Annotated in this window: 20 protein-coding genes; 8 read left to right on the forward strand and 12 right to left on the reverse strand. The window is 71.6% G+C overall.

Features of this window, described 5'->3' with window-relative positions:
• Positions 1-169 precede the first annotated feature (169 nt).
• From LDL48_RS09560 to LDL48_RS09575, 4 genes are all read right to left on the reverse strand, one after another.
• A complete protein-coding gene (locus tag LDL48_RS09560; protein ID WP_225254665.1) occupies positions 170-1,735 on the reverse strand; it encodes an alpha/beta hydrolase in 1,566 nt (521 codons plus the stop codon).
• 83 nt (positions 1,736-1,818) lie between these two features.
• A complete protein-coding gene (locus LDL48_RS09565; protein WP_225254666.1) occupies positions 1,819-3,108 on the reverse strand; it encodes an ABC transporter permease in 1,290 nt (429 codons plus the stop codon).
• Entirely contained in the window at positions 3,105-3,794 is a 690-nt protein-coding gene (locus LDL48_RS09570; RefSeq protein WP_225254667.1) for an ABC transporter ATP-binding protein, read from the reverse strand. The genes LDL48_RS09565 and LDL48_RS09570 overlap by 4 nt, the downstream gene beginning before the upstream one ends.
• A complete protein-coding gene (locus LDL48_RS09575) occupies positions 3,791-4,798 on the reverse strand; it encodes an efflux RND transporter periplasmic adaptor subunit (RefSeq protein ID WP_225254668.1) in 1,008 nt (335 codons plus the stop codon). The genes LDL48_RS09570 and LDL48_RS09575 overlap by 4 nt, the downstream gene beginning before the upstream one ends.
• A gap of 198 nt (positions 4,799-4,996) precedes the next feature.
• Between LDL48_RS09575 and LDL48_RS09580 the strand changes: the two genes are divergently transcribed.
• A complete protein-coding gene (locus LDL48_RS09580; protein WP_225254669.1) occupies positions 4,997-5,575 on the forward strand; it encodes a GNAT family N-acetyltransferase in 579 nt (192 codons plus the stop codon).
• On the opposite strand, the gene asnB is transcribed toward LDL48_RS09580, so the two are convergent.
• A complete protein-coding gene (gene asnB / locus LDL48_RS09585; RefSeq protein ID WP_225254670.1) occupies positions 5,535-7,454 on the reverse strand; it encodes an asparagine synthase (glutamine-hydrolyzing) in 1,920 nt (639 codons plus the stop codon). The two genes, LDL48_RS09580 and asnB, sit on opposite strands and share 41 nt — an antisense overlap.
• A 161-nt stretch (positions 7,455-7,615) precedes the next feature.
• On the opposite strand from asnB, the gene LDL48_RS09590 reads away from it, so the two are divergent.
• Positions 7,616-8,308 carry a response regulator transcription factor gene (locus LDL48_RS09590; protein ID WP_225254819.1) on the forward strand — a complete coding sequence of 231 codons (693 nt, stop codon included), beginning with the start codon at positions 7,616-7,618 and terminating at the stop codon, positions 8,306-8,308.
• A complete protein-coding gene (locus tag LDL48_RS09595; protein WP_225254671.1) occupies positions 8,305-10,149 on the forward strand; it encodes a sensor histidine kinase in 1,845 nt (614 codons plus the stop codon). The genes LDL48_RS09590 and LDL48_RS09595 overlap by 4 nt, the downstream gene beginning before the upstream one ends.
• A gap of 7 nt (positions 10,150-10,156) precedes the next feature.
• Here the strand turns inward: LDL48_RS09595 and LDL48_RS09600 are convergent, their stop codons facing one another.
• The 7 genes from LDL48_RS09600 to LDL48_RS09630 all read right to left on the reverse strand — a co-directional run bounded on the left by LDL48_RS09600 (position 10,157) and on the right by LDL48_RS09630 (position 19,541).
• Positions 10,157-12,673, reverse strand: coding sequence for an FtsX-like permease family protein (locus LDL48_RS09600; protein ID WP_225254672.1), 2,517 nt, complete (start codon positions 12,671-12,673; stop codon positions 10,157-10,159).
• A 3-nt stretch (positions 12,674-12,676) separates the two neighbouring features.
• Positions 12,677-13,468, reverse strand: coding sequence for an ABC transporter ATP-binding protein (locus tag LDL48_RS09605; protein WP_225254673.1), 792 nt, complete (start codon positions 13,466-13,468; stop codon positions 12,677-12,679).
• 1,169 nt (positions 13,469-14,637) lie between these two features.
• Positions 14,638-15,279, reverse strand: coding sequence for a hypothetical protein (locus LDL48_RS09610; protein WP_225254674.1), 642 nt, complete (start codon positions 15,277-15,279; stop codon positions 14,638-14,640).
• Complete coding sequence (locus tag LDL48_RS09615) at positions 15,276-16,037, reverse strand: carbohydrate ABC transporter permease (protein ID WP_372472083.1); 762 nt, start codon at positions 16,035-16,037, stop codon at positions 15,276-15,278. The genes LDL48_RS09610 and LDL48_RS09615 overlap by 4 nt, the downstream gene beginning before the upstream one ends.
• 113 nt (positions 16,038-16,150) lie before the next feature.
• Positions 16,151-17,134 carry a carbohydrate ABC transporter permease gene (locus LDL48_RS09620; RefSeq protein WP_225254675.1) on the reverse strand — a complete coding sequence of 328 codons (984 nt, stop codon included), beginning with the start codon at positions 17,132-17,134 and terminating at the stop codon, positions 16,151-16,153.
• 11 nt (positions 17,135-17,145) lie between these two features.
• Positions 17,146-18,483: an ABC transporter substrate-binding protein gene (locus LDL48_RS09625; RefSeq protein ID WP_225254676.1), complete on the reverse strand. Its 1,338-nt coding sequence runs from the start codon at positions 18,481-18,483 to the stop codon at positions 17,146-17,148.
• Positions 18,484-18,488: 5 nt separating this feature from the next.
• The gene (locus LDL48_RS09630) at positions 18,489-19,541 is read right to left on the reverse strand and encodes a LacI family DNA-binding transcriptional regulator (RefSeq protein ID WP_225254677.1); all 1,053 of its coding nucleotides are present in this window, start codon (positions 19,539-19,541) and stop codon (positions 18,489-18,491) included.
• Positions 19,542-19,757: 216 nt separating this feature from the next.
• Here LDL48_RS09630 and LDL48_RS09635 point away from each other — a divergent pair, with 216 nt between their 5' ends.
• Genes LDL48_RS09635 through LDL48_RS09655 form a run of 5 tightly spaced genes read left to right on the forward strand, consistent with a single transcriptional unit; the run spans position 19,758 to position 26,433 of the window.
• A complete protein-coding gene (locus tag LDL48_RS09635; RefSeq protein WP_372472077.1) occupies positions 19,758-21,125 on the forward strand; it encodes a Gfo/Idh/MocA family protein in 1,368 nt (455 codons plus the stop codon).
• Positions 21,118-22,521, forward strand: a complete 1,404-nt coding sequence (uxaC, locus tag LDL48_RS09640; protein ID WP_225254679.1) for a glucuronate isomerase — start codon at positions 21,118-21,120, stop codon at positions 22,519-22,521. Before LDL48_RS09635 ends, uxaC begins: the two co-directional genes overlap by 8 nt.
• Positions 22,518-23,804 carry an enolase C-terminal domain-like protein gene (locus tag LDL48_RS09645; protein WP_225254680.1) on the forward strand — a complete coding sequence of 429 codons (1,287 nt, stop codon included), beginning with the start codon at positions 22,518-22,520 and terminating at the stop codon, positions 23,802-23,804. The genes uxaC and LDL48_RS09645 overlap by 4 nt, the downstream gene beginning before the upstream one ends.
• Entirely contained in the window at positions 23,795-25,279 is a 1,485-nt protein-coding gene (locus LDL48_RS09650) for a mannitol dehydrogenase family protein (RefSeq protein ID WP_225254681.1), read from the forward strand. The genes LDL48_RS09645 and LDL48_RS09650 overlap by 10 nt, the downstream gene beginning before the upstream one ends.
• Entirely contained in the window at positions 25,276-26,433 is a 1,158-nt protein-coding gene (locus LDL48_RS09655; RefSeq protein WP_225254682.1) for a Gfo/Idh/MocA family protein, read from the forward strand. The genes LDL48_RS09650 and LDL48_RS09655 overlap by 4 nt, the downstream gene beginning before the upstream one ends.
• Positions 26,434-26,499: the final 66 nt, after the last annotated feature.

Raw genomic sequence — 26,499 nt, forward strand, 5'->3', positions numbered from 1 at the left:
ATCCGCGGGGCGGGTTCGGAGTCGTCCCGCCGCGCATACTGGCGTGCCGGAGCAACGGGAACGGTCCGGTTATATGCGATGCGCTCGTGATGTGAGCGCTATCAATCACGACTTTCGAACGGGGCGGGACAAGGCCGACTACGTGTACCGCAAATGTTGACCGCACCGCTCAGCCGGCCGGGAACGGTTCCAGGTCCTGGGCGCACCGGGTGCCTTCCGGCGGCAGCTCGCCGTCGATCAGGTACCGGGTGTACCAGTTCGTGACGCAGACGCTGTGGTTGCTCGTGTGACCGAAGCCGTCCAGCGTCAACAGCCGGGCATTGCCCAGCTGGCGGGTCATCCGGACGGCGAAGCTGTACCGCGTCGCCGGGTCGTACGTCGGGTTGACCACCAGGACGGTCCGGGCGGTGTCCGCGTTCCACGGCCCGGCGTAGCGCTCCTCGGTCCGGGGCCAGTTCGCGCAGCCGACCTCGCCGAACGCCTCGCCGCGGCCGAACGTCGGGTGGGCCGCCTCGAACGCCTCGGCGATCTCCGGATACTGCGCCGGATTGCGCGGCAGTGGCGCGTCCGCACAGTTCACCGCGTAGAACGCGTCGTTGCCGTTGTAGGTGTACGCGTCGGCCAGCCAGCCGCGGGCCGGCGGCACCTTCGGCAACGACGGCGCACCGGCCGCGCGTGACGGGCGTGCGGTGGTCGCCTTGCCGGTGATCCCGTCGTACACGAACTGGAGGGTCTCGGCCGTGTCCGGGAAGGAGGCCACCTCGTACAGGGAGCCGTAGACGATCCCGTACAGCAGGTCGATGCTCACCGAGCCGAGACCGGGCAGCGTCACCGGTCCCTGCCGCAACCGGGTCTGGATCGCGGTGAGCTTGGCGCGCGCGTTCCCGGCGAACGCGCAGTTCGGCCCCGCCGCGTCGCACTCCGCGAGGAAGTGGCGCAATGCCAGCTCGAAGCCGCCGGCCCGGTCGAACTTGTTGGCCAGGCGCTGGTTGGTGCGCTGATCCGGGTCCACGTTGCCGTCCAGGATGATGGCGCGCACCCGGTCCGGGAACAGGTTGGCGTACGTCGCACCGATCAGCGTGCCGTAGGAAAGGCCGAGGTAGCTGAGGCTGTCGTCGCCCACCGCCTGGCGGAGCAGATCGAGGTCCTTGGCGACGTTCACCGTGCTCATGTGGCGCAGCAGCGGCCCGGCGTTCCGCTTGCAGCTCTCGGTGTACGCGAGGTTCGCGCGTACCGTGCTCGTGATCGTCTCCTGGGTCAGCGGCAACAGCCGCATCTGCGCGAGCAGTTCCTCGGCCTCGGCATCGCTCGAGAAGCACTCAATCGGGTCGCTCGCCGCGACCCCCCGCGGATCGAAGCCGATGATGTCGAACCGGGCGAGGACCTCCGGCGGGAAGAGCCCCGACCGTTCACTGACCAGACTGCGGCCTTCGCCGCCGGGGCCGCCGGGATTGAAGAAGATCGAGCCGATCCGGCGGGCCGGATCGTCGGCGGGGCGCCGGGCGAGCGCGATCGTCGTGGTGGCCCCCCGGGGCCGGTCGTGGTCGAGCGGCACCTCGTAGGTGGCGCAGCCGTACTCGACGAGCCAATCCTCGGTGCACGCCGCCCAGGTGATCGGCGCGACGGCCGGTGCGGCGACGGCCGCGCCCGGCACGGCGGCGGCCGCGACCAGAACGGCGAGGGCCACACCGGCCCGGGCGACGAGTGGGCTACGGACGGAAAAGCGGACGGCCATGGTGCGTCCTCCGATCTGGGGCGGGATCGGCCGTCATCGTTCCATCCATTGACAAGTGTTGTTTTTAGATTGCGCGACGGGCGTCAGGCGCGCATGACGGACGCGATCGGGATGCGGGCCGCCCGCAGCGCGGGAACGAAACCGCCCAGAATGCCGGCGATCAGCCCGGCGACGATTCCGGCGAGGCCGGCGTCCCACGGATACTGCATGTTCTGCAGGAACGGTTCGGCGTCACCGAGCATCATGGACACCAGCTTGAGGCCGCCCACGCTGACCCCGATCGCCGCGGCCGCGGTGAGCAGGCCGGTCAGCAGCGTCTCGGCGAGCACGATGCCGGCGAGCAGCGACCTCGGGGTGCCGACCGCCCGGCGCAGCGCGAACTCCTCGATCCGTTCGCCGACCGTGGCCAGGCCGACGTTGAGGATGCCGGCGACCCCGATCAGCAGGACCAGGCCGGCCATCGCCAGGAACACCAGGCGGATCAGCGCGAGTTCGTCCTCCTGCCGCTCGAGCGAGTCGACGGTCTGCACGCCGACCTGCAGTCCGAGGCCGGTCAGCCGGGACGTCAGCACCTGCTCCACCGGGGTCGACCCGGTCATCAGCACCTGCAGCTCGCCGCCGGTGCCCGGGTCGGTCAGGGTGTTGACCGGCAGCCAGGTGACCAGCTCGTCCATCCGCACGTACGCCCGCGGTTGAATGTCGCCGTCGTCGATCACCCCGACGAACTGCGGTGTGATGTGCGCGATCGCACCGCGCACGCGCATCTCGGCGGGGACCCGATACCGCTCGAAGCCCTTGGCGGCCTCCAGGTTGAGGACCAGCCGCGGCGCCATCGCCGGCATCGTGGTGAAGTCGAGCCACTGCCCGTGCCGCGGCCGGTACGGCCGGTACGGCCGGAACGCGCGGACGTCGCCGGTCAGCGCGGTGAGCCGGACCTCCACGGCCTGCCCGGTCGGCTCGGGGTTGGGCTGGCAGGTCCCGTCCGGGAAACAGATCTCCCCGGAGGATCCCCAGTTCTCGTCGAACGGCGCGGCGCCCTCGTTGACCGGCCGGACGCCGGGCTCGCCGATGATCGCGGGCAGGACGATCATCGCCGTCGCGTCCGGCCGGCCCTCGACCGTGTCGAGGACGGCGCTCGCCGCGCCCGGCTCCGGCGGGACGTAGAGGTTCTTGGTGCCGTCGATGCCGTTGGTCAGTTCCACGTTGGCGAGCAGCGCGCGTTCGGCGATGCTCGCGCCGGCCTGGACCACCACCACGGCGAGCACACCGAGGAAGAGGCTCACCATCGACAGCAACGTGCGCAGCTTGCGGGCCCGGATCCCCTGCAGGCCGATGACCAGTGCCGAGCGGAACCGGCCGGACAGCCGCCTCACGCCCGGACCCGCTCGGTCAGCACACCGTCGACCAGGTCGAGCGTACGGTCCATCCGGGCCGCGTGGTCGCGGTCGTGCGTGACCAGCACCAGACCGCAGCCGCGGGTGGTCGCGGCCAGCAACGCCTCGATGACCGCGGTGCCGGTCTCGGTGTCCAGGGCACCGGTCGGTTCGTCCGCGAGCAGCACCACCGGCCGGCGCACCAGGGCCCGCGCGATCGCCACCCGTTGCTGCTCCCCGCCCGACATCCGGGCCGGCCGGTTCTTCGCCAGGTGCGCGATGCCGACCTGGTCCAGCGCCTCCAGGACCCGGGCGCGTCGTTCCCGGCGGGGCAGCCAGCCCTGCCCGTTGACCAGCGCCATGGCCACGTTCTGCGCGGCGGTCAGATGCTTGAGCAGGAAGAACCGCTGGAACACGAACCCGAAGTGGGAGCTGCGCAGCTTCGCCGCCCGGCGTTCCGGAAGCCGGCTGATGTCCTGGCCGGCGAGCAGGTAACTGCCCTCGTCCGGCCGGTCGAACAGGCCCAGAATGCTCAGCAGCGTGCTCTTGCCGGAACCGGACCGGCCGACGATGGCGACGCTCTCGCCGGCCCGTACGGTGAGGTCCACGCCGGACAGAATGGTGCGGTCCTGCTCCTGGCCCTTGAGCACCTTGGTGATGCCGGTCAGGTCGATGAGGACGGTCATCCCGGCATCCCCGACGCCCCACCCTCGGCGTCGGGCGCAGCGGTCGGCAGGTTCGGCCCGGGGATCGCCACGGTCTCGTTGCCCCGCAGGCCCTTCTTGATCTCCACGACCCGGCCGTCGGTGATACCGAGGACCACGTCGACGGTCCGCCGGGACCGGTCCGGGCCGACCAGGTCGATCTTGCCCTTGCCCTGCGTACCGGCGATCGCCTCGACCGGCAGGACCAGGACGTCGTTCGCCTTGCCGGTGACCACGTCCAGGGTGACCGCGGCGCCGTTGATCAGCTTGATCTCGTCCGGCGGCACGCAGACCAGCCGCAGGCCGGTCGGCTCCGACCCGTCGCCGCCACCGGCCGGCGGGGCCGCCGGCTCCGGTACCGGATTGGTGGCCGCCTGACCCGAGGCCTGCGGGTCCGGCTTCTCCGGCGGCGGCTCCGGGATGGTCCCGGCCGGAAGGGCGGCGATGGTGCCGAGCGTGGTACACCGGAACGGACCCGGACCGTTCTTGATCTGGGCGCGCACGGTCTTCGCACCGCCGGAGATCCGGTAGGCCAGGGCACTGTCGATCTCGGCGACGATGCCGTACCCGGCGTGCCGCGCGGACACGACCGGCATCCCGGTGGAGACGTCCGCCCGGTCCTCCATCAGCCGGCCGGCCATGGTGGAGTCCTTGGGAATCTCGACCCGGTGCGGCTCGCCGTCCTCCCACACCGTCGCCACCCACCGCGGCTGGGAGGCCGGCACGCTGGACGGCGCCCGCTGCACGTAGCGGATCTCGCCGTCGGCCGGCGCCACGATCCCGAAGACCGGGTTGATGCTCACCTTGCCGTTCAGGCTGACCCGGTTGCTGAGATCCTGCCGGACCGGCTTGACCGTGGTCAGGACGGTTCCCCGGGGTTCCAGGCCGGGCGTCTGCCCGTCCCCGCCCGATGAGGTGCATCCGGCCAGGACGGCGGCGATGGACACCACCGCGCCCGCGCGGAGCGGCAACCTGAGTCTGTGCACCGGTTCTCCCGTGACGTGCTCGTCCGAACCGGCCGATCAGAGATGATCTCCGATCCGTCTCCGGCCCGGAGACGGTACATCGCCACCGCAAGTCCGCCCCGCCCGGTAGGGACAGAACGGACAGCCGGGCCCGATTCACGCCAGCGAATCGTAGCGTCGCCCCCCGGTGCGTTTGCCGGGGTACGCCAGGATCTGCGCATGTACCCCGTGACACTCACCGGCCGCCGGATCACGCTGCGGGAGTTCCGCGACGGCGACGCGCCCGCCGCGCATGCCGTGCTGGGCGATCCGCTGGTCACCCGCTGGCTCGGTTTCGGTTACGCCGATCTCGCCGACGCCGAGCGGGCCCTGCGCGACACCATGGACCGCGCCCGGCGGGACCCGCGCACCGAGTACCACCTCGTCGTCACGGCGCCGTCGGACGGTGTCGTCGGCCTGGTCCGGCTCTGGCTCGGCGGGGAGCGCGCCGGCGGAATCGGTTACGCGGTCCGGCCGGACCGGTGGGGCCGGGGGTACGCCACGGACGCCGCCCGGACCCTCGCCGGGTTCGCGTTCGGTGCGCTGGGTCTGCACCGGGTGCACGCCTCCGCGTTTCCGGACAACGTCGCGTCGCTTGCCGTGCTGGCCGGGCTCGGCATGACGTACGAGGGCCGGATCCGCGACGACGCGCTGGTCGACGGCGAGTGGCGAGACTCGCTGCTGCACTCGGTGCTGGCGCCGGAGTGGCGGGCCGGGCTCAGCCGACCGCCGCGATCGGGCGCGGTGCCGCCGGGGTGATGGACTTCTCCACGGTGATCGCGTGCCACAGGCAGAACATCGCCACGGTCCACACCTTGCGGGAGTAGTCGCCCTGTCCGGCCCGGTGCTCGCGGAGCAGCCGCTGCGCGTAGTTCAGGTCGAGCAGGTGACCGGCCTGCGAGTCGGCCATCAGCGCACCCGCCCAGTCCCCGATCTCGCCCTTGAGCCACAGCCTGGTCGGGGTGGGGAAGCCCAGCTTGCGCCGCTCCCGGACGGACTCGGGCACGATCCCGCGCATCGCCTCGCGCAGGGCGTGCTTGGTGGTGCGCTCGCCGGCCGGCACCTTCAGTTCGGTGCACAGGCCGGCCGCGGCGGCGTACACGGCCTGGTCCAGGAACGGCACCCGCAGCTCCAGCGAGTGGGCCATGGACATCCGGTCGGCCTTGGTCAGGATGTCGCCGGGGAGCCAGGTGTGCAGGTCGACGTACTGCATGGAGGTGACGTCGTCGACGTCGGCGGTCTCCGCGTACAGCGGGGCGGTGATCTTGGTGTGCGGGTCGGCGGTGAAGCGCATCAGGTCGGCCTTCTCGGCGGGCGAGAAGATCCGGGCGTTGCCGTAGTAGCGCTCCTCGATCGGGGTGGTGCCGCGTTCCAGGAAGCTGCGGCCGCGCATGCCCTCCGGGAACACCTGCGACAGGTTGTGCAGGCCGCGCTTCATGCCGTTCGGCAGCTTCCCGAGCTTGGCCAGCGACATCGGCTCGCGGTAGATCATGTAGCCGCCGAACAGTTCGTCGGAGCCCTCGCCGGAGAGCACCACGGTGACGTACCGGGAGGCGGTCTGTGCCAGGAAGTAGAGCGGGATCAGCGACGGGTCGGCCACCGGGTCGTCGAGCAGCTGCACGATGCGCGGCAGCTCGCGCAGCACGTCGTCCTCGGTGACGACGGTGGGCGTCAGGCGTACCCCGAGTTGCGCGGCCGTGTCCTGGGCGACCTCGATCTCCGAGTAGCCCTCGTGGGCGAAGCCCGCGGTGAACGCGTGCAGGTCCGGCTTCACCTCCCGGGCCAGCGCCACGATCGCCGACGAGTCGACGCCGCTGGACAGGAACGTGCCGACCGGCACCTCGGCGTGCAGGTGCTGGCGGACGCTGTCGCGCAGCGCGTCGCGGATGGCGTGGTAGGCGGCCTGCGGTTGCAGGTTGAGCGCGCGCAGCTGGGGCCGGAAGTACCGTTCCAGGCGCTGCCCGCCGGCCGGGGTCCAGGTGAGCCGGTGGCCGGGCGGCAGCCGCCGCACGTGGCGGTGCAGCGTCATCGGGTCCGGCACGTACTGCAGCGTCAGGTAGTGGGCGAGCGCGTCGGTGTCCAGGGCCGCGCCGGAGTCTCCGCTGAACGGCAGCAGCGCCTTGCGCTCACTGGCGAGGAAGAGCCCGTCCGCGGTCTCCATCAGGTACAGCGGCTTGATGCCGAACGGGTCGCGGGCCGCGTGCAGGGTGCCGGTCCAGTGGTCGTACGCCACGAACGCGAACATGCCGCGCAGCCGCGGCAGTGCGGCCGCACCCCAGTAGTGGAACGCGGCGGCGAGCACCTCGCTGTCGCCCTGGGTGGCGAACGTCGCCTGGTGCTGGCGGATCAGGTCGGCGCGCAGTTCCCGGTAGTTGTAGATCTCGCCGTTGAACACCATGGTCCAGCGCCCGGCCTGCGGGCCGTCGACCGGGTAGTGCACCGGCTGGCTGCTCTCCGCCCGGTCGATGATGGCGAGCCGCTTGAAGCCCATCGCGATGCCCGCGCCGTACTCGATCTGGGTGTCGTCCGGGCCGCGGTGGTGCATGGTCTCCAGCGACTCGGCGAACGCCGCTGCCGACTCCGGATCCGGTGTTCCGGCGCTCGGGCGGCTGCTCACGAACACGCTCAATCCACACATGGTCCGGCTCCCCTCGTGGCGAATACGACGGGCGGAACCGTAGGGAGCCGGCGATGAGGAACTTGTGAAGAACTCGTCGGGAACCGCGAGCGCATCGGAATCCCAGCGGTTCTTCATCGGAATCTGACATTCCTTGGCCGGAGTTGCGGGGCTCAACGAGAATCCCAGGCGTGACCGCACGCATCCTGGTGGCAGATGACGATCCGAAGCATGCCCAGCTCATCCGCCTGTACCTGGAGCGCGAAGGGCATCAGGTGATGACCGTAGGTGACGGTCGGGCGGCGCTGGATCAGGCTCGTGCCCGGCGTCCGGACCTCATCATTCTGGACATCATGATGCCGTTGGTGGACGGTCTCGACGTCTGCCGGATTCTGCGTGCCGAATCGAATGTCGCAATTCTGCTGGTGACCGCCCGCTCGTCCGAGAACGACATGCTGCTGGGTCTGGACATCGGCGCCGACGACTACCTGTCGAAGCCGGTGAGCCCGCGCGAGCTGACCGCCCGGGTACGGGCGCTGCTGCGCCGGATCGGCGCCACGGAGGACCCGTCGACGGTGCTCCGGGTGGGCGAGCTGGAGGTCGACGCCGGGCGCTTCGAGGTGCGGGTGGGCGGAACGCCGGTCGGCCTGACCGCGAAGGAGTTCGGCATCCTGGAACTGCTGGCCCGCGAGCCGGGACGGGTGTTCACCCGCGGCCAGATCATCGACAAGACGTTCGGTTTCGAGCAGGACGTGTCCGAACGTACGGTCGACGCCCACGTGGTGAACCTGCGCCGCAAGATCGAGACGGATCCGGCCGAGCCGCGCTACGTGCAGACCGTGTACGGGCGCGGCTACCGGATGGCCGAGACGTGAGTTTCCGCCTACGGATCTTCCTGCTGGTGATGCTGGTGGCGACCACCGCGATCGGCGCCACCGCGTGGCTGACGCTGAGCCTCACGTCGCGCGAGGTGGCCCGGGCCGACCGGGCGCTGGAACAGCACGAGCGCCGGATCACCGAGACCATCAACGAGTACGGCGTCCGGCACGGCCGCTGGACCGGGGTCGACCGCACCGTCCTGGAGCTCGCCCGGACCACCGGCCTGCACATCCAGGTGGTCACCGTGCAGGGCCAGCGCCTCGCCGACTCGGACACGCTCGCCGGCCGCCCGGCCGGGCCGCTGCAGTCCGTGCCGGTCACCGTGTCCGGCCTGCCGACGCTGCACCCGGCCATCGCCCGGGCGATGCGGGTGGCCTATCCGGAGGACAGCCTGCTGCTCCCCGGCGCCGACCGTGCGCCCACGAGACGCGATCTGGCACCGCCGCCGGAGTTCGGCAGCATCACCCACGATCTGCTCGGCCTGGGCGGGACGGATCCGCAGCTGCGGTCGCCACTGACCCAGATGGTGCGCCAGGCCGCCCAGTACCGGGCCGCCCTGGTGGCGACCCGCTGCATCGCCCGGATGAATTCGGGCGCACCGGCCGGTCTCGGCACCGTCGACCCGCCCTACCTCAGCGCGCAACAGCTCGACGCGTACCCGAACTGCGCGATCGGTGGCACCACCCAGGTCACCTGGGACCAGGAGTGGCTGCGGTACGTGTGGGAGACGGTGACCCGGTGCCTGGAACCGTTGCAGCGGGAGACGCCGCCGAACTGCGCGGAGTCGGCGTTCCAGGAGGCGGCGGGCAACGCGAGCGCGATCGTGGCGGTGGAGATCTATCTCGGCGCGCAGACCGGTGCGGACCGGCTGACCGAGCTGGGCCAGGGCGCGATGTTCGGGGCGGCCGGCCTGATCGCGGTGGCCTTTCTCGGCACCGCGTGGATCGCCCGCCGGGTGAGCCGCCCGGTGCACCGCCTCACCATGGCGTCCTTCCTGCTCGCCAGCGGCGACCTGGAGGTGCGGGTGCCGACGGCCGGAAACGACGAGCTGGCCCAGCTGTCCGCGTCGTTCAACACCATGGCCGAGGCCGTGCAGCGCAGCGAGGAACGCCAGCGCCGGCTGATCGCCGACGTGGCGCACGAGATGCGTACGCCGCTGTCGAACCTGCGCGGCTATCTGGAGGGCCTGTCCGACGGGGTGGTGGAGCCGAGCCGGGAGCTGTTCGCGTCGCTGCACGAGGAGACCCTGTTGCAGGGCCGGATCCTGGACGACCTGCAGGTGCTCGCGTTGGCCGAGAGCGGCGACCTGGGGTACGCCCGGGCACCGCTGGACCTGGCCGAACTGGTCGCGGCGGCGTGCACGGCGCACCGGGCGGTGGCCGCCGAGCAGGGCGTCGCGCTGACCGTCGACACGCTGGACGGGGTGTGGGTCTCGGCCGACCCGGACCGGATCCGCCAGGTGCTGGGCAACCTGTTGTCCAACGCGATCCGCTACACCGACGCCGAGGGTCACGTGCTGGTCAAGGTCCGGGCCGAGGTCGGCGAGGCGGTGCTGACCGTACGCGACACCGGCATGGGCATGACCCCGCACGACCAGGCCCGTGTCTTCGACCGGTTCTGGCGGGCCGACCCGGCCCGGCAGCGGGCCACCGGCGGCAGCGGCCTGGGCCTGACCATCGCCCACCGCATCGTCAGCGACCACGGCGGCCGGATCGAGGTGGACAGCATGCCGGCCAAGGGCACCACGTTCACGGTCCGGTTGCCGCTGGTCCGGAACTGGTGGGCGGACGCGATCGGGCCGGCAGCCCCCTCGGCTGCCGGCCCGGATCCTCGGTGACGACCAACTACTCCTTGAGACCGATGTTCTCCACCGGTGCGATCCGCAGCAGCCGTCCGATCGGCAGCACCGTGGTGAACATGGCCAGGAGCGTGGCGCCCCCGATGATGGCGACCCAGCCCAGCGGCGGGACGTACGGCACCATTTCGCCGGTCATCTTGTAGATCACCGCGGTCAGCGTCAGGGCCGCGATCACGCCGCCGACGAGCAGCGACACTCCGAGCAGGCCGACCTGTTCGGCATGCACCATCCGCTTGACCTGAGCCCGGGTGACCCCGACCAGGCGGAGCAGGGCCAGTTCCCGGCCGCGGGCCAGCGCCGCCATGACCATGGTGTTGGCGGCGGCCAGGGCGGCGTACCCGATCATCACGCCCATCAGCAGCTTGTTGAGCCAGGCGCTGATCGCAATGTCCTGGGCGATCTGCCCGGACTGGGCCTTGGTGTCCACCACGTTGCTGGCCGGGTAGCGCTCGGCCAGCTCGGCGAGGGCCGCGCCGACCTCGGCGCCACCGGAGGACCGGATCAGGATCTCGTCGTCGAGGTTACCGGCGGTGTGCCCGGCGATCGTGTCCCGGCTGAGCGTCAGGTCGGCGAATCCGAAACCACGCTGGTAGATCGCGGCCACCGTCAGTTCCGCCGGCGTGCCGTCACCGAGCCACAGCTTGGCCTTCTGCCCGACCTTCCAGCCGTGCGCCGTGGCCTGCATGGTCGACACCGCGATGCTCTCGCGGTTCAGGTTCGCCAGGCTGCCGTCGGTGACCTTCAGATCCATGGTCTGCGCGACGCTGTCGGTGTCCACCGCCTGCGCGCTCACCTCCTCGGCGGCACCCTGGTTCTCCGCCACCAGCGAGGTGCGCCGGATGCCGGTCGCCGCCTCCACTCCGGGAACCTTGCGGACCTCGGTGACCGCGTCGGCCGGGAGCCCGGCGGCGGACGTCAGGGACCACTGCGCCAGCATCCCGTCCCGGGTGTTGGTGACGACCTGACGCTCCAGGTTGTTCTGCAGGAACCAGATCGAGCCGCCGAGGCCGACCGAGAGCACCAGGGCGGTCAGCACGGTGACCATGCCCTGGGCGTTGGCCCGCAGGTTGGCACCGGCCAGGTAGCCGCTGGATCCCCACACCTTGCGCAGCAGCGGGGAGAGCAGCTTGGCCGCGAACCGGTTGATCCACGGACCCAGCACGGCGACCGCGGCGATGTACGTGAACAGCATCATGAGCGCCGCGCTGAGCGCCTTCGTGCCGCTGGTCGAGGTGGTGACCGTCGCCAGCACCACCGCGGCGCCGAACGTGACCAGGCCGAGGACCAACCGAACCTTGCCGCTGCGGCGCGGTTCGACGGCGACCTCCCCGAGCGCCTCGGTCGGCCGGATCCCGGTGACCCGCAGCGCGGCGAGGAAGGAGGCGCCCATGGCGACGAGTGTGATGAGTACGGCCACCGCGCCACCGGCGAGCAAACCGTTCTCGATCGGGAAATCGGCCGGGATGAAGCCCCGGGTGACCAGCTCGTCGCTGGTCCAGTCGAGCGCCAGGAGACCGGCCGGGATGCCGAACACCACCGCGAACGCACTCAGGATGGCGGCCTCGGCGACGATCATCCGCCGCACCTGTCCGGGCGTCGCCGCGATGGCCCGGAGCAGCGCGAGATCCCGGCGGCGGTGCCGGACCGACAGGCCGATGGTGCCGGCCACGATGCACGTGACCAGCAGTGCCACGTACGCGCCGAAGGCGGCGCCGAGCGAGATCAGCAGACCGCGCGCCGCGATGGCGTCGGACACTTCGAGCTTGCCGCGGTCGACACCGGTGTAGGTCTCGGCGCCGTTGTCCTGGGCGAGCTTCCGCATGGCGGTGGCGAGTGCGGCCTTGTCCGCGCCGGGCTCCGCAACGATCCCGATGGCGGCGGCCCGGCCCTTGTGCGGGGTGAGCTTCGCGGCCTGGGCGTCGGTGAAGAACACCGAGGCCGGTCCGTCGGAGGTGCCCGCCTGGGCGATGCCACTCACCGTGTAGGTGCGGAGGGCACCACCGATCAGGACGTCGGTCGAGGCGCCGGGGGCCAGCGAGCCGGCCAGGCGGGCGTCGAGCACGATCTCGTCGGCCGCGTCCGGCTCCTCGCCGGCGGTCAGCTTGTACGGGGTCAGGGGCGCGCTGCCCCAGCCGTGACCGGCCGCCGGCACCGACGAGGCGGCCAGCGGGATGACGCCGAACGAGTAGTCGGCGACCGCGGTGGCGACCCCGGGGAGCTGCCCGAACTTCTTGGCCAGGGTGGCCGGTACGGTGCCGCCTTCGGGCAGCGGCGCGGTCACGGTACTGGTCTCGCCGAAAGCCTTGGTGGTGATCGTGAGTTCGTTGTGGGCCACCACCGCGTCGGCGGCGGCGTACCGCACGGGTTCGGGTTGGAAACGCACGCCGGACTCGATGAGCGCGGCGGTGGTCATCAGGATCATCACGCCCGCGGTGAGCGCGACCAGGGTGGCGAACGCGCTGCCGAGCCGGCGGCGCACCATCTGCAGGGTCAGCTTCAGCATGGTTCAGCCCTCCTGAGCGACGAGCCGGCGGCCGAGCGAGGCGAGCAGTTCGGCGATCTTGTCGGCGCCGGGCTGCGGCAGGTCCCGCACGATCCGGCCGTCCGCCAGGAGCACCACCCGGTCCGCGTACGACGCGGCCACCGGGTCGTGGGTCACCATGATCACGGTCTGGCCGGTGGCGTCGACCACGGAACGCAACAGGGTGAGCACCTCGGCGGCGGTCTGGGTGTCCAGCGCGCCGGTCGGCTCGTCACAGAAAATCACTTCCGGGCGCATGGCCAGCGCGCGGGCGATCGCCACCCGCTGCTGCTGACCACCCGACAGTTGCGCGGGTCGATGCTTCAGCCGCTCGGTAAGGCCCACCCGGGCCACCACCTCGCTCAGCCAGGCCCGGTCCGCCTTCACGCCGGACAGCCGCAGCGGGAGCAGAATGTTCTCCTCCACGGTCAGCGCGCCGATCAGGTTGAACGCCTGGAAGACGAAGCCGATCTTGGAGCGGCGGAGCTTGGTCAGCTTGGTCTCGGAGAGCTTCGACAGCTCCGAGCCGCCGACCAGCACCTGGCCGGAGGTCGGGCGGTCCAGGCCCGCCGCGGTCTGCAGGAGCGTGCTCTTGCCGGAGCCCGAGGGGCCCATGACGGCGGTGAACGTGCCGCGCACGAAGGTCGCGTCGACACCGGCGAGCGCGGTGACCGGCTCGGCTCCGGAGCCGTAGGTCTTGGTCAGGTTGTGCACCTGCACCGCTGCGGAAGTGTCGGATGCGGCCGGGCGAGCGGACTGCACACTGTGGAGAGACATTGCCACGCCTTTCGGAGTTTTGGCTGCTGAAGGGGTACGTAAGAAACCTATGGCGGGGCGTCTTCAGCAGCTATGCAGCCAGCGGGCAAGGTCAGGTACAGCAGGCACCACCTGACCGGTGCGGCTGGCCGGACCCTGCCCCGTCCGGGACGGTGCCGGTGCCGCTCGGGGCTACCCGGCCGCCCCGGCCCCCATGACGGCCGGGTCGGCGTGGGGCGGACCCCGGACAGTCGCCGGGTCGGGACATATCCGCCTTTGCAACCGTTAAGTGGCGACGCCGACAAGATCCTGAAGGGCGCGGGCGGTTCGTGGAGCGAAATGGCCCCCGCCAGGAGGGCGAGCCGCCTCCAAGCTGCCGGAGCGCTGCGCGTCGCCCGTGATGGTGGAAATGGATCGGTGGGGGTGCTGTCCCGACGGTTTACCGAGTTGTTGGTGGGTGCGGCAGGGGGCGGAAGCTCTTGGCGATCGGACGCGGATCTTGAAGGCGCACGGCAGATCTTGGAGGCTGGGGCAGATCTTGGAGGCTGGGGCAGATCTTGGAGGCGAGATGCCCCTCGGGGGGCGGTGCGGCTCCAAGATTCGTGCGGGCCTCCAAGATCTCGCCGGAATAAGGCCGCATACCGGGCAAAGCTGCCCGGCGGGAAGGCCAAAGCTGCCCGGCGGGAAGGTCAAAGCTGCCCGGCGGGAAGGGCCGGGAGCAGGGGCCAGGCCGCATTTCAGACATGCTGGGGCCGCCGATCCGTCGAACCCGCGGCTTTGTGCGTCCCAGAGGAGTAGCCCACCCGCAGCAAGCGGTTTTCACCGACGGGAGCCGTTGCAGCCGCCTGAACCCGGGACCGCCGCCGGACGGTCACCCATTTTCGGACCAGATCTGCCCCGCTGCGGCGAGACCGACGAGCATGCCGCCTCCCTGCGTGCCGGGTTCGGGCGACGGTGCGTGTGGTTCCGATGCGCACCGCGCCGAAACTCCGCACACCACGCTCGGGCAACACGGGTGCGTGGAGTTACGGCACTCAGCGCGCCGCTGCGTCACACGCCATGGCCGGGAGGGCGCGGGATGTGCGGTGGAAGCGGGCAACATTCGCCGTGGCGACGGGAGATGCCAGGCGCGGCGTAGCCGGATCGCCCCCCCCCGCCGCGTCGACACTGACCAAAATAGGCAGTCGAGCTCAGCCGCGGATCGGTGACCTCGTCCGGCGGGTTACTCCGAGTCCTCGGCGGGCCATCCCATGCAGGGCGAACAGTGCGCACCCTGCCAGAACCGGCATCAGCGCCGGGTGTACCAGCACGGCCAGCACCACGGCCACCAGGATCACTCCGGCCGTCGCCGCCACGGCCGCCGGGCGGGCCGCCGCCGTCTGCCGGAGCGCGGCCCGCCAGCCCCGGTGCGGGGCCGAGCCGAACGCGGCCAGCAGCAGCCCGGCGTAACCGGCCGCGACCACCATCAGCGTCGCGGTCAGCGCGGTCAGCACCCGGCCGCCGGGGACCACGCCCCGGTGCAGGGCGAGCAGGTTCAGCACCAGCAGCAGGGCTCCGGCCGTGCCGGCCAGGCCGGGCAGCAGGCTCCGGCGGAACACCCGCCACGATGCGGCGGGGGTGGGCCACCGGTCGTACTCCAGGAAGTGATGCATGGCGGCGCTCCCGGCCGCGGCCGCGGCGCCGGCGGTGACCACCGGTAGCGCCGCGGCCGTCGTCACGATGCCGAGCAACGCCACGTCCGCGGCCAGCCGCACGGTGTCCCGCCACGACGGCCGCACCACTCCCGGCCGAGGTCGCCGCCCGGCCAGGACGTCGTGACGGACCGTACTCATCCCTTGAGTCCGCTGGTGTTGATGCCCTCGACGAGCATCCGCTGGAACGCCACGAAGAAGAGGAACACCGGGACCAGCGACAGCAGCGACATGGCGAACATCGGGCCGACCGCGCTCTCGCTGGTCGAGTCGATGAACAGGGTCAAGGCCACCGGGACGGTGTAGTCCTCCAGATCGGACAGGAAGACCAGTTGCCGGAAGAAGTCGTTCCAGGTCCAGATGAAGGAGAAGATCGCGGTGGTGACCAGGGCCGGGCGGCTGAGCGGCAGGATGACGTACCGGAAGATCGCGAACGTCGAGGCGCCGTCGATCTTCGCGGCCTGGTCCAGTTCCCGCGGGATGCCGCGCATGAACTGCACCATCAGGAAGACGAAGAACGCCTCGGTGGCGAGGAACTGCGGCACCAGCAGCGGAAGGTACGGCCAGTCCCCGCCGACCCAGCCCAGCGACCGGAACAGGATGTACTGCGGCACGATCAGAACGTGACCGGGCAGCAGCAGCGTGCCGATCATCACGGCGAACCACACGCCGCGCAGCCGGAACCGGAGCCGGGCGAACGCGTACGCGGCCAGCAGGCAGGACACCGCGTTGCCGACCACGGTGAGCAGCGCGACCATCGCGCTGTTCAGAAAGAACCGGCCGAAGTTCACGTCGAACTTGCGCCAGCCGTCGGCGAAGTTCGACGGGGTGAACTCGCGGGGCAGCAGGCCGATGTTGTCGGCGATCTCCTGCGGTGACTTGACCGAGGTGCCCACCATCCAGGCCAGCGGATAGAGCACCAGCGCGAGGATGGCGATCAGGACCAGCAGACGAAGGAGGGGCCGGGCCTTCAGTCGTTTCAAGGGCGGCGGCGGGGCGGTTGGATGGGGCACTACTGCTCCCCGGCGTCGGAGTAGTGGACCCAGATCCGGCCGGTGCTGAACAACCCGACCGTGATCAGGCCGATGGTCAGCAGGAACACCCAGGCCATCGCGGACGCGTAGCCCATGTCCAGCTCCACGAAGCCCTTGATGTAGAGGTTCAGCGTGTACATCAGGGTGGAGTCGACCGGGCCGCCGGTGCCGTTGCTGAGCACGAAGGCGGACGTGAAGCCCTGGAAGCCGTTGATGGTCTCGAGCACCAGGTTGAAGAAGATGACCGGCGACAGCATCGGCAGCGTGACGTTGACGAACTGCCGCCAGGCGCCGGCGCCGTCCACCGAGGCCGCCTCGTACAGCTCGACGGGCACCTGTTTGAGACCGGCCAGGAAGATCACCATGGGCGCGCCGAACTGCCAGATCGCCAGCAGCATCAACGTCTCCAGCGCCCAGCGCGGGTCGTTCACCCAGGGCGCGCCCTCGACGCCGAACACCGCGAGCAGCGAGTTGAACGCGCCGTCCCGGTTGAACATGCTCACCCAGACGATGGCCAGCGCCACGCTCCCGCCCAGCAGCGACGGCAGGTAGAACAGCCCGCGGAACAGGCCGACGCCGCGGAACACCCGGTTGAGCAGCAACGCCACGCCGAGCGCGGCGGCCAGCTTCAGCGGTACGGCGATCAGCGCGAACGTCACGGTGACCTGGACCGAGTGCCAGTACGACGGATCGGCGGTGAACATCCGCCGGTAGTTGGCCCCGCCCACCCACTCGACCTCGGACAGCGGGGTGAGCACGTCGTAGTTCGTGAAGCTCAGATACAGCGAGAGCAGCATCGGGACGGCCGTGATGAGCATCAGCCCGAGCAGCCAGGGAGACAGGAAGACGTAGGCCGCCAGTCCCTCGCGTTGCCGGCCGGCGCCGGGTCCCCGCTGTCGTCCAGCGGGTCCCCGGCGCGCGGGCGGTACGCGATGGTCAGCCGGGCGTACCGTGCTCACCATCGGTGGCCGCCTCAGCCGATCGCGGCCCGCGCGGCGGTCACGAACGCCGCGGCACCCTGGGCCGGTGTCCGGCGGCCGTACTGGACCTCCTCGGCCGCCTTGATCAGCTCGGCGCGTACCTTGCTGTGCCCCTTCAGCGGCACCTGGGGCGACGGGCCGAACGTCGCGCCCAGCTCGTTCTCCACCTGGATGGAGAGCTTCATGGCGGGATCGGTGACGCTCTCCGACACCGCCTTGCGGATGTCCAGATTGGACGGCAGGCCCCGGTCGGTGCCCAGGATCCTGCCGGCCTCCGGGTCGTTCGCCAGGAAGTTGATCACGTCGACCGCGGTGTCGCGGTGCGGGCTGCCGCGGAACACCGAGAGGTACATCGACGCGCGGGCCCACTGGGCGCTCGGATCGCCGGGGTACGCCACGACGCCCAGCTCGCTGTCGGTGTTCTTCTTCAGCTCGGGCATCTGATTGGCCCAGACCCACGAGGTGGCCGCCTTGCCGGTGACCACGAGCTGCTTGCTGATGTCGGTCTGGTTGCCCTCGTGGATGACGTCGGCGGTGGGCGTGGCACCGCGGTCCCGGGCACCCTTCCACAGCTGGAACCAGGCGGTGACGTCCTGTTCGGTGAAGCCCAGCGCCTTGTCCGCGTACAGATCCTTGCCCTGCTGGCGCAGCCACACCCAGAACGCCTTGTAGTCCGCGCTGGGGTCCTGGGTACCGGGCACCTTGGCGGTCTGCGACACCTTCTCCGCCCAGGCGATGTGGTCCGCCCAGCTCATCCCGGTGGTCGGCGCGGGCAGCTTGTGCTTGTCCAGCAGCGTCTTGTTGTAGACCAGGCCCTGGGTGTTCTCCCCGAACGCGACGCCGGCCAGCTTGCCGTCGACGACGCCGTACTTCCACAGGCTCTCCGGGAACCTGGAGAGGTCCAGCCGCTTGTCCCCGGCGTACGGCGTCAGGTCCAGCGTGACGTTGCGCGCGGCGTACTCGGTCAGGAAGTTGTCGTCGATCTGGAAGATGTCCGGTGCGTTCCCGCCCGCGGTGAGCGTGGCCAGCTTGTCGAAGTAGCCCTGGTTGGCCTGCCAGGTGGTCTTGAACGTGACGTCGGGATGTTTCCGGGAGTAGAGGTTCAGGGCCTGTTCGGTCAGTGCGGCGCGGCTGTCCGCGCCCCACCAGAAGATCGACAATTCGACCTTGCCGGAGTCACCGGAACCGGCGTCGTCGCCGCAGGCGGCGGCGCCGAGGACAAGCGGCACGGCCAGCGCCGCGGCGAGCAGCCGGCGCCGGGTTGGACCAGGGGAGGTACGGTGGTCGCGCGTGGTTCGCGCACCCGCCGTAATCGTTGTTGCGGGGTGCATGACACTCACTCCTTGGCGTAGGAGGCGACACCGTCGAGGGCGGGAGCGATCACGTTGCCCGGGTCCGCAGGGCTGTGCGGACCCGGGCCCTGCCCGGTCGAGTCGCGGATGACCAGTTCGGTCTGCAGGTTCACCTGTGCGGTGGTACGACGGTCGTCGCCGTGCGCGAGGAGCATGTCGACGGCCGCCCGGCCCGCGGCGGCGGCAGGTGTCGCCACCGTGGTCAGCTTGGGGCGGATGAGGCGGCTCAGCGTGATGTCGTCGATGCCGACCACGCTGACGTCCCGCGGCACCCGCACGTCGCGGGACTGCAGTCCCTCGATCAGGCCGATGGCCATCAGGTCGTTGTAGGCGAGCACCGCGGTGACACCGGTCCGGATCACCTGTTCGGCGACGGCCATGCCACCGTCCTCGGTGGGCGGGTTGGGTCCGATGACGGTGAGTTCGGTGCCGGCGGCGCGGGCGGCGGCCACCGCGGATCGCCGGATCTCCCGGCTGGTCCATGAGCCGCGCGGGCCGGCGACCAGGGCGATCTCGGTGTGCCCGAGGCCGGTCAGGTGTTCGACCGCGAGCCGGGCACCCTGGGCGACGTCCATCACGACGGCCGGCAGGCCGGGGATCTGCCGGTTGACGACGACCAGCGGCACCTCGCGACTGAGCTGTTCGATCAGGCTGTTGCTCATCCGGGGGCTGCACAGCAGCACGCCGTCCACCTGCTTGGCCAGCGCGCGGACGAGTTCCTCCTCGACCGTGGCGTCCTCATTGGTGTCGGCGATGAAGATGTGGTGGTCGCGCTGCCGTGCCTGGCTCTCCGCCGCCTTGATCAGCGGCGGGAAGAAGGGGTTGGCGATGTCGGCCACGATCAGGCCGATGTTGTAGGTGCGCCCGGTGATCAGCGCGCGGGCCGCCCGGTTGGGCCGGTAACCCAGCATCTCGGCGCAGGCCAGCACGCGGCTGCGGGTCTCGGCATTGACCAGATGCGGCGCCGAGAAGGTCCGGGACACCGTGGAGATGTGCACTCCGGACTCGCGGGCGACGTCGCGAATGGTGGCTGGCACGCTGGAGTCCCTTCCCGCGCGGCTGTGTGGCACCCGTCACTGTGGAGACCCATTAATGCAAAGGGTTGCGGTGCTGTCAACGGTCGATGTTTCGGCTCCCTTATCGCCGCGAATCCGCACCATGTCGGCATCCGCACAAGTTGGCTCAAGACGGACGGAACTGTTGACCCGGCACAGCTCTCGTGGCAAGTTTCGCTGCAAAGGTTTGCACCGTCGATGGCGGGAGGCCGGGTGTCGACAGAACCCACTGACGGACGGCGGCGGTACGCCCTGATCGGCGCCGGAGCCCGCGCCGAGATGTTCCTGCGCGCCGTCGCGATCGAGCACGCCGACCGGGCCCGGCTGGTCGGCCTGGTGGACGTCAACCAGACCCGGATGGACGTGCACAACCGCTGGCTGACCGCCGCCGGCGCGCCCGCCGTGCCGACCTACCCGGCCACCGGCTTTACCCGGATGCTGGCCGAGCAGCGGGTCGACGAGGTGGTGGTCACCACGGTGGACCGCACCCACGCCGACTACGTGGTGGCCGCGCTGGACGCCGGCTGCGACGTGATCACCGAGAAGCCGATGACCGTCGACGTGGACGGTTGCCGGCGCATCCTGGCCGCGGTCGACCGGACCGGGCGCCGGGTCTCGGTGGCGTTCAACTACCGCTTCAAACCGGTGCACGAGACGGTCCGCCAGGTGCTGGCGTCCGGTGAGATCGGCGAGATCGGGTCGGTGCACTTCGAGTGGCTGCTCGACGTCCGGCACGGCGCCGACTACTTCCGCCGCTGGCACCGCGACAAGGCGAACTCCGGCGGCCTGCTGGTGCACAAGTCCGGGCACCACTTCGACCTGGTCAACTGGTGGCTGGGCGGGGCGCCGCGGGAGGCGTACGCGATGGGCCGGTTGTTCTTCTACGGCGAAGCCGGCGCCCGCCACGGGTACGCCCGCGACTACCCACGGGTGCACGGCAGCCCGGCGGCCGCGGACGATCCGTTCGCGCTGCACCTCGCGGACAACCCCCGGCTGCGCGAGCTGTACCTGGACGCCGAGTCCTCCGACGGCTACCAGCGCGACCTCAACGTCTTCGCCCCCGGGGTGAGCATCGAGGACGACATGGCCGTGCTGGTGCGCTACGACACCGGCGCCACGATGACCTACCACCTCACCGCGTACGCGCCCTGGGAGGGCTACCGCCTCATGGTCAACGGCAGCCGCGGCCGGCTCGAACTCGAGGTGGTGGAGAACGACCACGTCAGCGCGGCCGGCGCCGGTGAGCTGACGGGTGCCGCCGTGCACGGCGAGGCCGAGGCCGCCGAACAGGGCTGGGCGTCGCTGACCGTCCGGCCGTTCTGGGCGCCGCCGCGCGAGGTGCCGCTGCCGCCGGCCACCCGCGGCGGACACGGCGGCGCCGACGAGCGGATGACCGCAGTGCTGCTCGGCGCGCAGACCGACCCGCTGGCCCGCTCGGCCACCGCCCGCGACGGCGCGCTCGCGTTGCTGACCGGCCTGGCCGCCAACCGTTCCATGGAGACCGGCGCCCCGGTGCGCGTCGCCGACCTGCTCGACCTCAACTCCGTCCGAGGTGTTCATGTCTGACCTGCTGTTTCCGGCCGAGCCCGGCCGGCGCGACCTGGCCCGCCGGCTCTACTCGCTGGTCCGCGACCTGCCGCTGATCTCGCCGCACGGTCACGTGGACCCCGGCCTGCTGGCCGACGACGAACCGTTCGGCGACCCGGCGCGGCTCCTCGTCGTGCCCGACCACTACCTCACCCGGATGCTGCTGAGCCAGGGCATCCCGCCGGACCGGCTGGGCGTGCCGAGCCGGGACGGCACGCCGGTGGAGCAGGACCCACGGGCGATCTGGCGGCTGTTCGCGGAGAACTGGTACCTGTTCCGCGGCACCCCGTCCCGGCTCTGGCTGGAGCGCACGTTCGACACCGTGTTCGGCGTGACCACCCCGCTGAACGCGGACACCGCCGACGAGGTGTACGACGCCGTCGCGGCCCGGCTGGCCGAGCCGGAGTTCCGCCCGCGGGCCCTGTTCGAGCGGTTCAACATCGAGGTGCTGGCCACCACCGAATCGCCGCTGGACGACCTGTCCCGGCACGCGAAGCTGGCCGCCGACGGCTGGGGTGGCCCGGGCGGCCGGGTGGTCAGCACGTTCCGCCCGGACGACGTGGTGGACATGGAGTTCGACGGGTGGGCGGAGAACGTGGCCCGGCTGGGCGAGATCGCCGGCGAGGACACCGGCACGTACCCCGGCTATCTGGAGGCCCTGCGGTCCCGCCGGCAGGCGTTCATCGCGGCCGGCGCCACCTCGTCCGACCACGGACACCCCACCGCGCGCACCGTGGCGCTGACCACGGCCGAGGCGACCGCGCTGTTCGAGCGCGGGCTCGCCGGGACCGCGGACGCCGCCGACGCGGAGACGTTCCGGGCGCACATGCTGATGGAGTTCGCCCGGATGTCCATCCAGGACGGTCTGGTGATGCAGCTGCACCCGGGCGCGGTCCGCAACCACAACCGCAGCCTGTACGCCCGGCACGGCCGCGACGTCGGCGGCGACGTCCCGCAGGCCACCGGGTACGTGCACGCACTCGCCCCGCTGCTGGAGGCGTACGGCAACGATCCGCGCCTGCGGGTGGTGCTCTACACGCTCGACGAGGACACCTTCAGCCGCGAGCTGGCCCCGCTGGCCGGCGGGTACCCGGCGCTGTACCTGGGCGCGCCGTGGTGGTTCCTGGACGCACCGGACGCACTGCGCCGGTTCCGCGAGGCGGTGACCGAGACCGCGGGCTTCTATAACACCGCCGGGTTCGTCGACGACACCCGGGCGTTCTGTTCCATCCCGGTCCGGCACGAGGTGGCCCGCCGCACCGACGCGGCGTACCTGGCCCGCCTGGTCGCCGAGGGCCGCCTGCCGTTCGACGAGGCCGCCGAGACCATCGCCGATCTCGCGTACCACCTGCCGAAGAAGGTGTTCAAGCTGTGACCCGGATTCTCGCCGTCGACGTCCACGACGTCCGCTTCCCCACCGCCGCGGCCGGCGACGGTTCGGACGCCGTCAACCGGGGTGACTACTCCGCCACCTACGTCGAGCTGAAGACGGACGGGCCGCTGGCCGGCGCCGGCTTCACGTTCACCAACGGCCGGGGCAACGAGATCACCTGCGCGGCGGTACGCGCCCTGGCGCACCACGTCACCGGCCGGACCCTGGACGAGCTGATCTCCGCTCCGCTCGCGTTCTCCCGCCGGCTCACCGCCGACGAGCAGCTGCGCTGGCTGGGCCCGGAGAAGGGGGTCATCCACATGGCCGCCGGCGCGGTCGTCAACGCGGTCTGGGACCTGCGCGCCAAACAGGCCGGGAAGCCGCTGTGGCGGCTGCTCGCCGAACTGCCCACCGACGAGCTGGTGGCCTGCGTCGACTTCCGGCACATCAGCGACGCGCTCACGCCGGCCGAGGCGGCGTCCATCCTGGACAAGGGCCTGGCCGGCCAGCAGGAGCGCCTGGAGGTGATCCGGCGGGACGGCTTCCCGTCGTACACCACCTCGGTGGGCTGGCTCGGCTACCCGGACGACAAGGTCCGCGGCCTGGCCCGGGCCGCCTACGCCCAGGGCTGGCGGGCGATGAAGATGAAGGTCGGCGGGGACATCGCCGACGACGTCCGGCGGGCCGGCCTCATCCGCGCCGAGATCGGCCCGGAGGCGCTGCTGATGATGGACGCCAACCAGGTGTGGGACGTCGACGAGGCGATCGCGAACATGTCCCGGCTGGCCGCGGCGGACCCGTACTGGATCGAGGAGCCCACGCACGCCGACGACGTCCTGGGCCACGCCCGGATCCAGCGCGCGGTGGCCCCGGTCCGGGTGGCGACCGGCGAGGTCGCGGCGAATCGGGTGATCTTCAAGCAACTGCTGCAGGCCGGGGCGATCGGCGTGATGCAGGTCGACGCATGCCGGGTCTCCGGGGTCGGCGAGGTACTGGCCGAGCTGCTGATGGCGGCGAAGTTCGGCGTGCCGGTCTGCCCGCACGCCGGCGGGGTCGGGCTGTGCGAACTGGTGCAGCACCTGGCGATCTTCGACTTCCTGCGGATCGGCACCTCGCTGGACGGCCGGATGATCGAGTACGTCGACCACCTGCACGAGCACTTCACCGACCCGGTACGCACCCGGGACGGCCGGTACCTGCTGCCCGAGCAGCCCGGGTACAGCGCCACCATGCGGCCCGCGTCGATCGCCGAGTTCGCCTTCCCGGACGGGCCGGCATGGCGATGACCCGGCTGAGCCTGGCCGCGCTGGCCCGGGTGCCCGAGCAGAGCCGCCCGCTGGTGGCACCCGGTTCCGTCGGCCCGGGCATCGTCCACCTCGGGCTGGGCGCGTTCCACCGGGCGCACCAGGCGGTATACACCGAGGAGGCGCTCGCCGCCGCGGGTGGCGACTGGGGCATCGTCGGGGTGGCACCCCGCTCCGCCGACATCGTGGCCGCCCTGCAGGAGCAGGACCGCCTGTTCAGCGTGACCGCGGTGTCCGGCGCCGGCCGCCACACCCGGGTGGTGGGCGCGCTGACCGGGGTGCGGCACGCCGCCGCCGACCCGGACGCGGTGGTGGCGCTGCTCGCCGACCCGACCATCCGGGTGGTGACGCTGACCGTGACGGAGAAGGCGTACCGGCTCGACCCGGCCGGCGGCCGGCTGACCGTGGACGACGACCTGCGGGCCGACCTGACCGGCGACCGTCCCCCAAGCACCGTGCCGGGGCTGCTGGTCCGCGGGCTGATCGCCCGCTACCGGGCCGGCGCCGGGCCGATCGCGCTGGTCAGCTGCGACAACCTGCCGTCGAACGGCCGCCGGCTGCGGAGCCTGGTCGATCAGGCCCTGCGGTACGCCGGACCTCCGGTCGCGGACGGCACGCGGGACTGGGTGGCCGGCCAGGTGAGCTTTCCCGGCACCATGGTGGACCGGATCGTCCCGGCCGCCACGCCCCAGGCACTCGCGGACGCGGCCGCCGCGCTGGGCGCCGCCGATCTCGCCGCGGTGACCGGCGAGCCGTACCGGCAGTGGGTGCTCGAGGACGACTTCCCGGGCGGGCGCCCGGCGTGGGAACGGGCCGGCGCGGTTCTCACCGACGACGCGGCACCGTGGGAGCAGCTCAAGCTCCGCGCGCTGAACGGCGTGCACTCGGCGGTGGCGTACCTCGGTGCCCTGGCCGGCCGGGAGACCATCGAGGAGGCGCTGCGGATCCCCGGCCTGACCGAGGCGATGCGCCGGTTCGTGGCCGAGGACGTGGCCGGCAGTTTCCACCCGCCGGACGGCGTCTCCGTGGTCGCCTACGGCGACGAGGCGCTGGACCGCTTCGCCAACCCGGCGATCGAGCACCGCACCGTGCAGGTGGCGATGGACGGTTCCCAGAAGCTCCCGCAGCGGGTGCTGCACACCATCGCGGCCTGCCGGGCCGCGGGCGCGACGCCCCGGTGGGCGGCGCTGGTGGTGGCCGCCTGGATGCGGTTCGTGCAGGGCACCGCCGACGACGGACGGCAGCTGCCGCTGGACGATCCACTGGCCGACCAGATCCGGGCCCGGCTGGCCCAGGCGCCGGCCACGCCGGACGGGGTGGTGACGGCGCTGTTCGGGCTGCGCTCGGTGTTCCCGGCCGAACTGGCCGCCGACGACACCGTCCGTGCGCTGGTCACCGACTGGCTCACCGCGCTGGACAAGCACGGCGTCGAGGCGACCCTCGACGGGGCGCCATGACCCGGGTGGCGCTGATCGGGGCGAACGGGCACGGTCGCTGGCACCGGCGCCGAATCGCCGAGCTGACCTCCGCCGGGACGGTCCGGCTGGTCGGGCTGGCCGATCCGGCACCGGTCGAACCGGATCCACCGGTACCGTCCGGCGCCCGCGTGTTCACCGACCACCGGGCGCTGCTCGCCGCGACCCGCCCGGACCTGGTGGTGATCTGCACGCCGCCGCACACCCACCTGCCGATCGCGCTGGACGCCCTGGCCGCCGGCTGCGACCTGCTGCTGGAGAAGCCGCCGGTGGTGACGCTCGCCGAGCACGACCGGCTGCGGGCCGCGGTACGCGACGCCGGGCGCGCCTGCCAGGTCGGCTTCCAGGCGCTCGGGTCGGCCGCGCTCACCCGGCTCACCGACGCCATCGCCGCGGGCGAGCTGGGCGCGGTCACCGCCCTCGCCACGGTGGCGTCCTGGCGGCGCGACGACAGCTACTACCGGCGCGCGGACTGGGCCGGGCGCCGCCAGGTCGGCGGGCGCCGGGTGCTCGACGGCGCGCTGGTGAACCCGCTCGCGCACGCGGTCATGCAGACCCTGGCCGTGGCCGCCGCGGCCGGGGCCGGCCAACCGGTCACGCTGGAGGCGGAGCGGTACCGCACCCGGGAGATCGAGACCGACGACACCGCGTTCGCCCGGATCACGTTCCGCGGCGGCCTGCGGATGACCGCCGCGGTGACGCTCGCCGGTGAGGACTTCATCCCCGGCGAGGTGATCGTCACCGGCACCGCGGGCCGGGCCGTGCTGGAATACCCCACCGACCGGCTGACCCTGCCCGGCGACCCCGGGCCACGGGAGGTGCCGGGCCGGGTGGACCTGCTGGCCAACCTGGTCGCGCACCGCCGCGAGCCGGACCGGGTGCCGCTGCTGGCGCCGCTGGAACGTACCGCCGGGTTCACCGCCGTCGCGGAGGCGCTGGCCGCACCCGGCAACCCGCTGCCGACGCTGCTGGACGATGCGTTGGTCACGGAGCACGGTGCGCCGTCGGCGCGGGTGCGGGTCATCGGCGGCATCAACGCGGTGCTGCGGCGGGTGGCGGACACCGGCGCGTTGCCCGCGGAACTCGGCATCGACTGGGCGGTCCCGGCCCGCGCCGAGACGCTGATCGGCGCCTGAGGCCGGTTCGGCTCGAGGGTCCCGGGTCTGGGAGCCGCAGAGTGCGATGACGCGGCAACCGGGATG

It is taken from the genome of Jidongwangia harbinensis (assembly GCF_020216025.1).
Lineage (GTDB): Bacteria > Actinomycetota > Actinomycetes > Mycobacteriales > Micromonosporaceae > Actinoplanes > Actinoplanes harbinensis.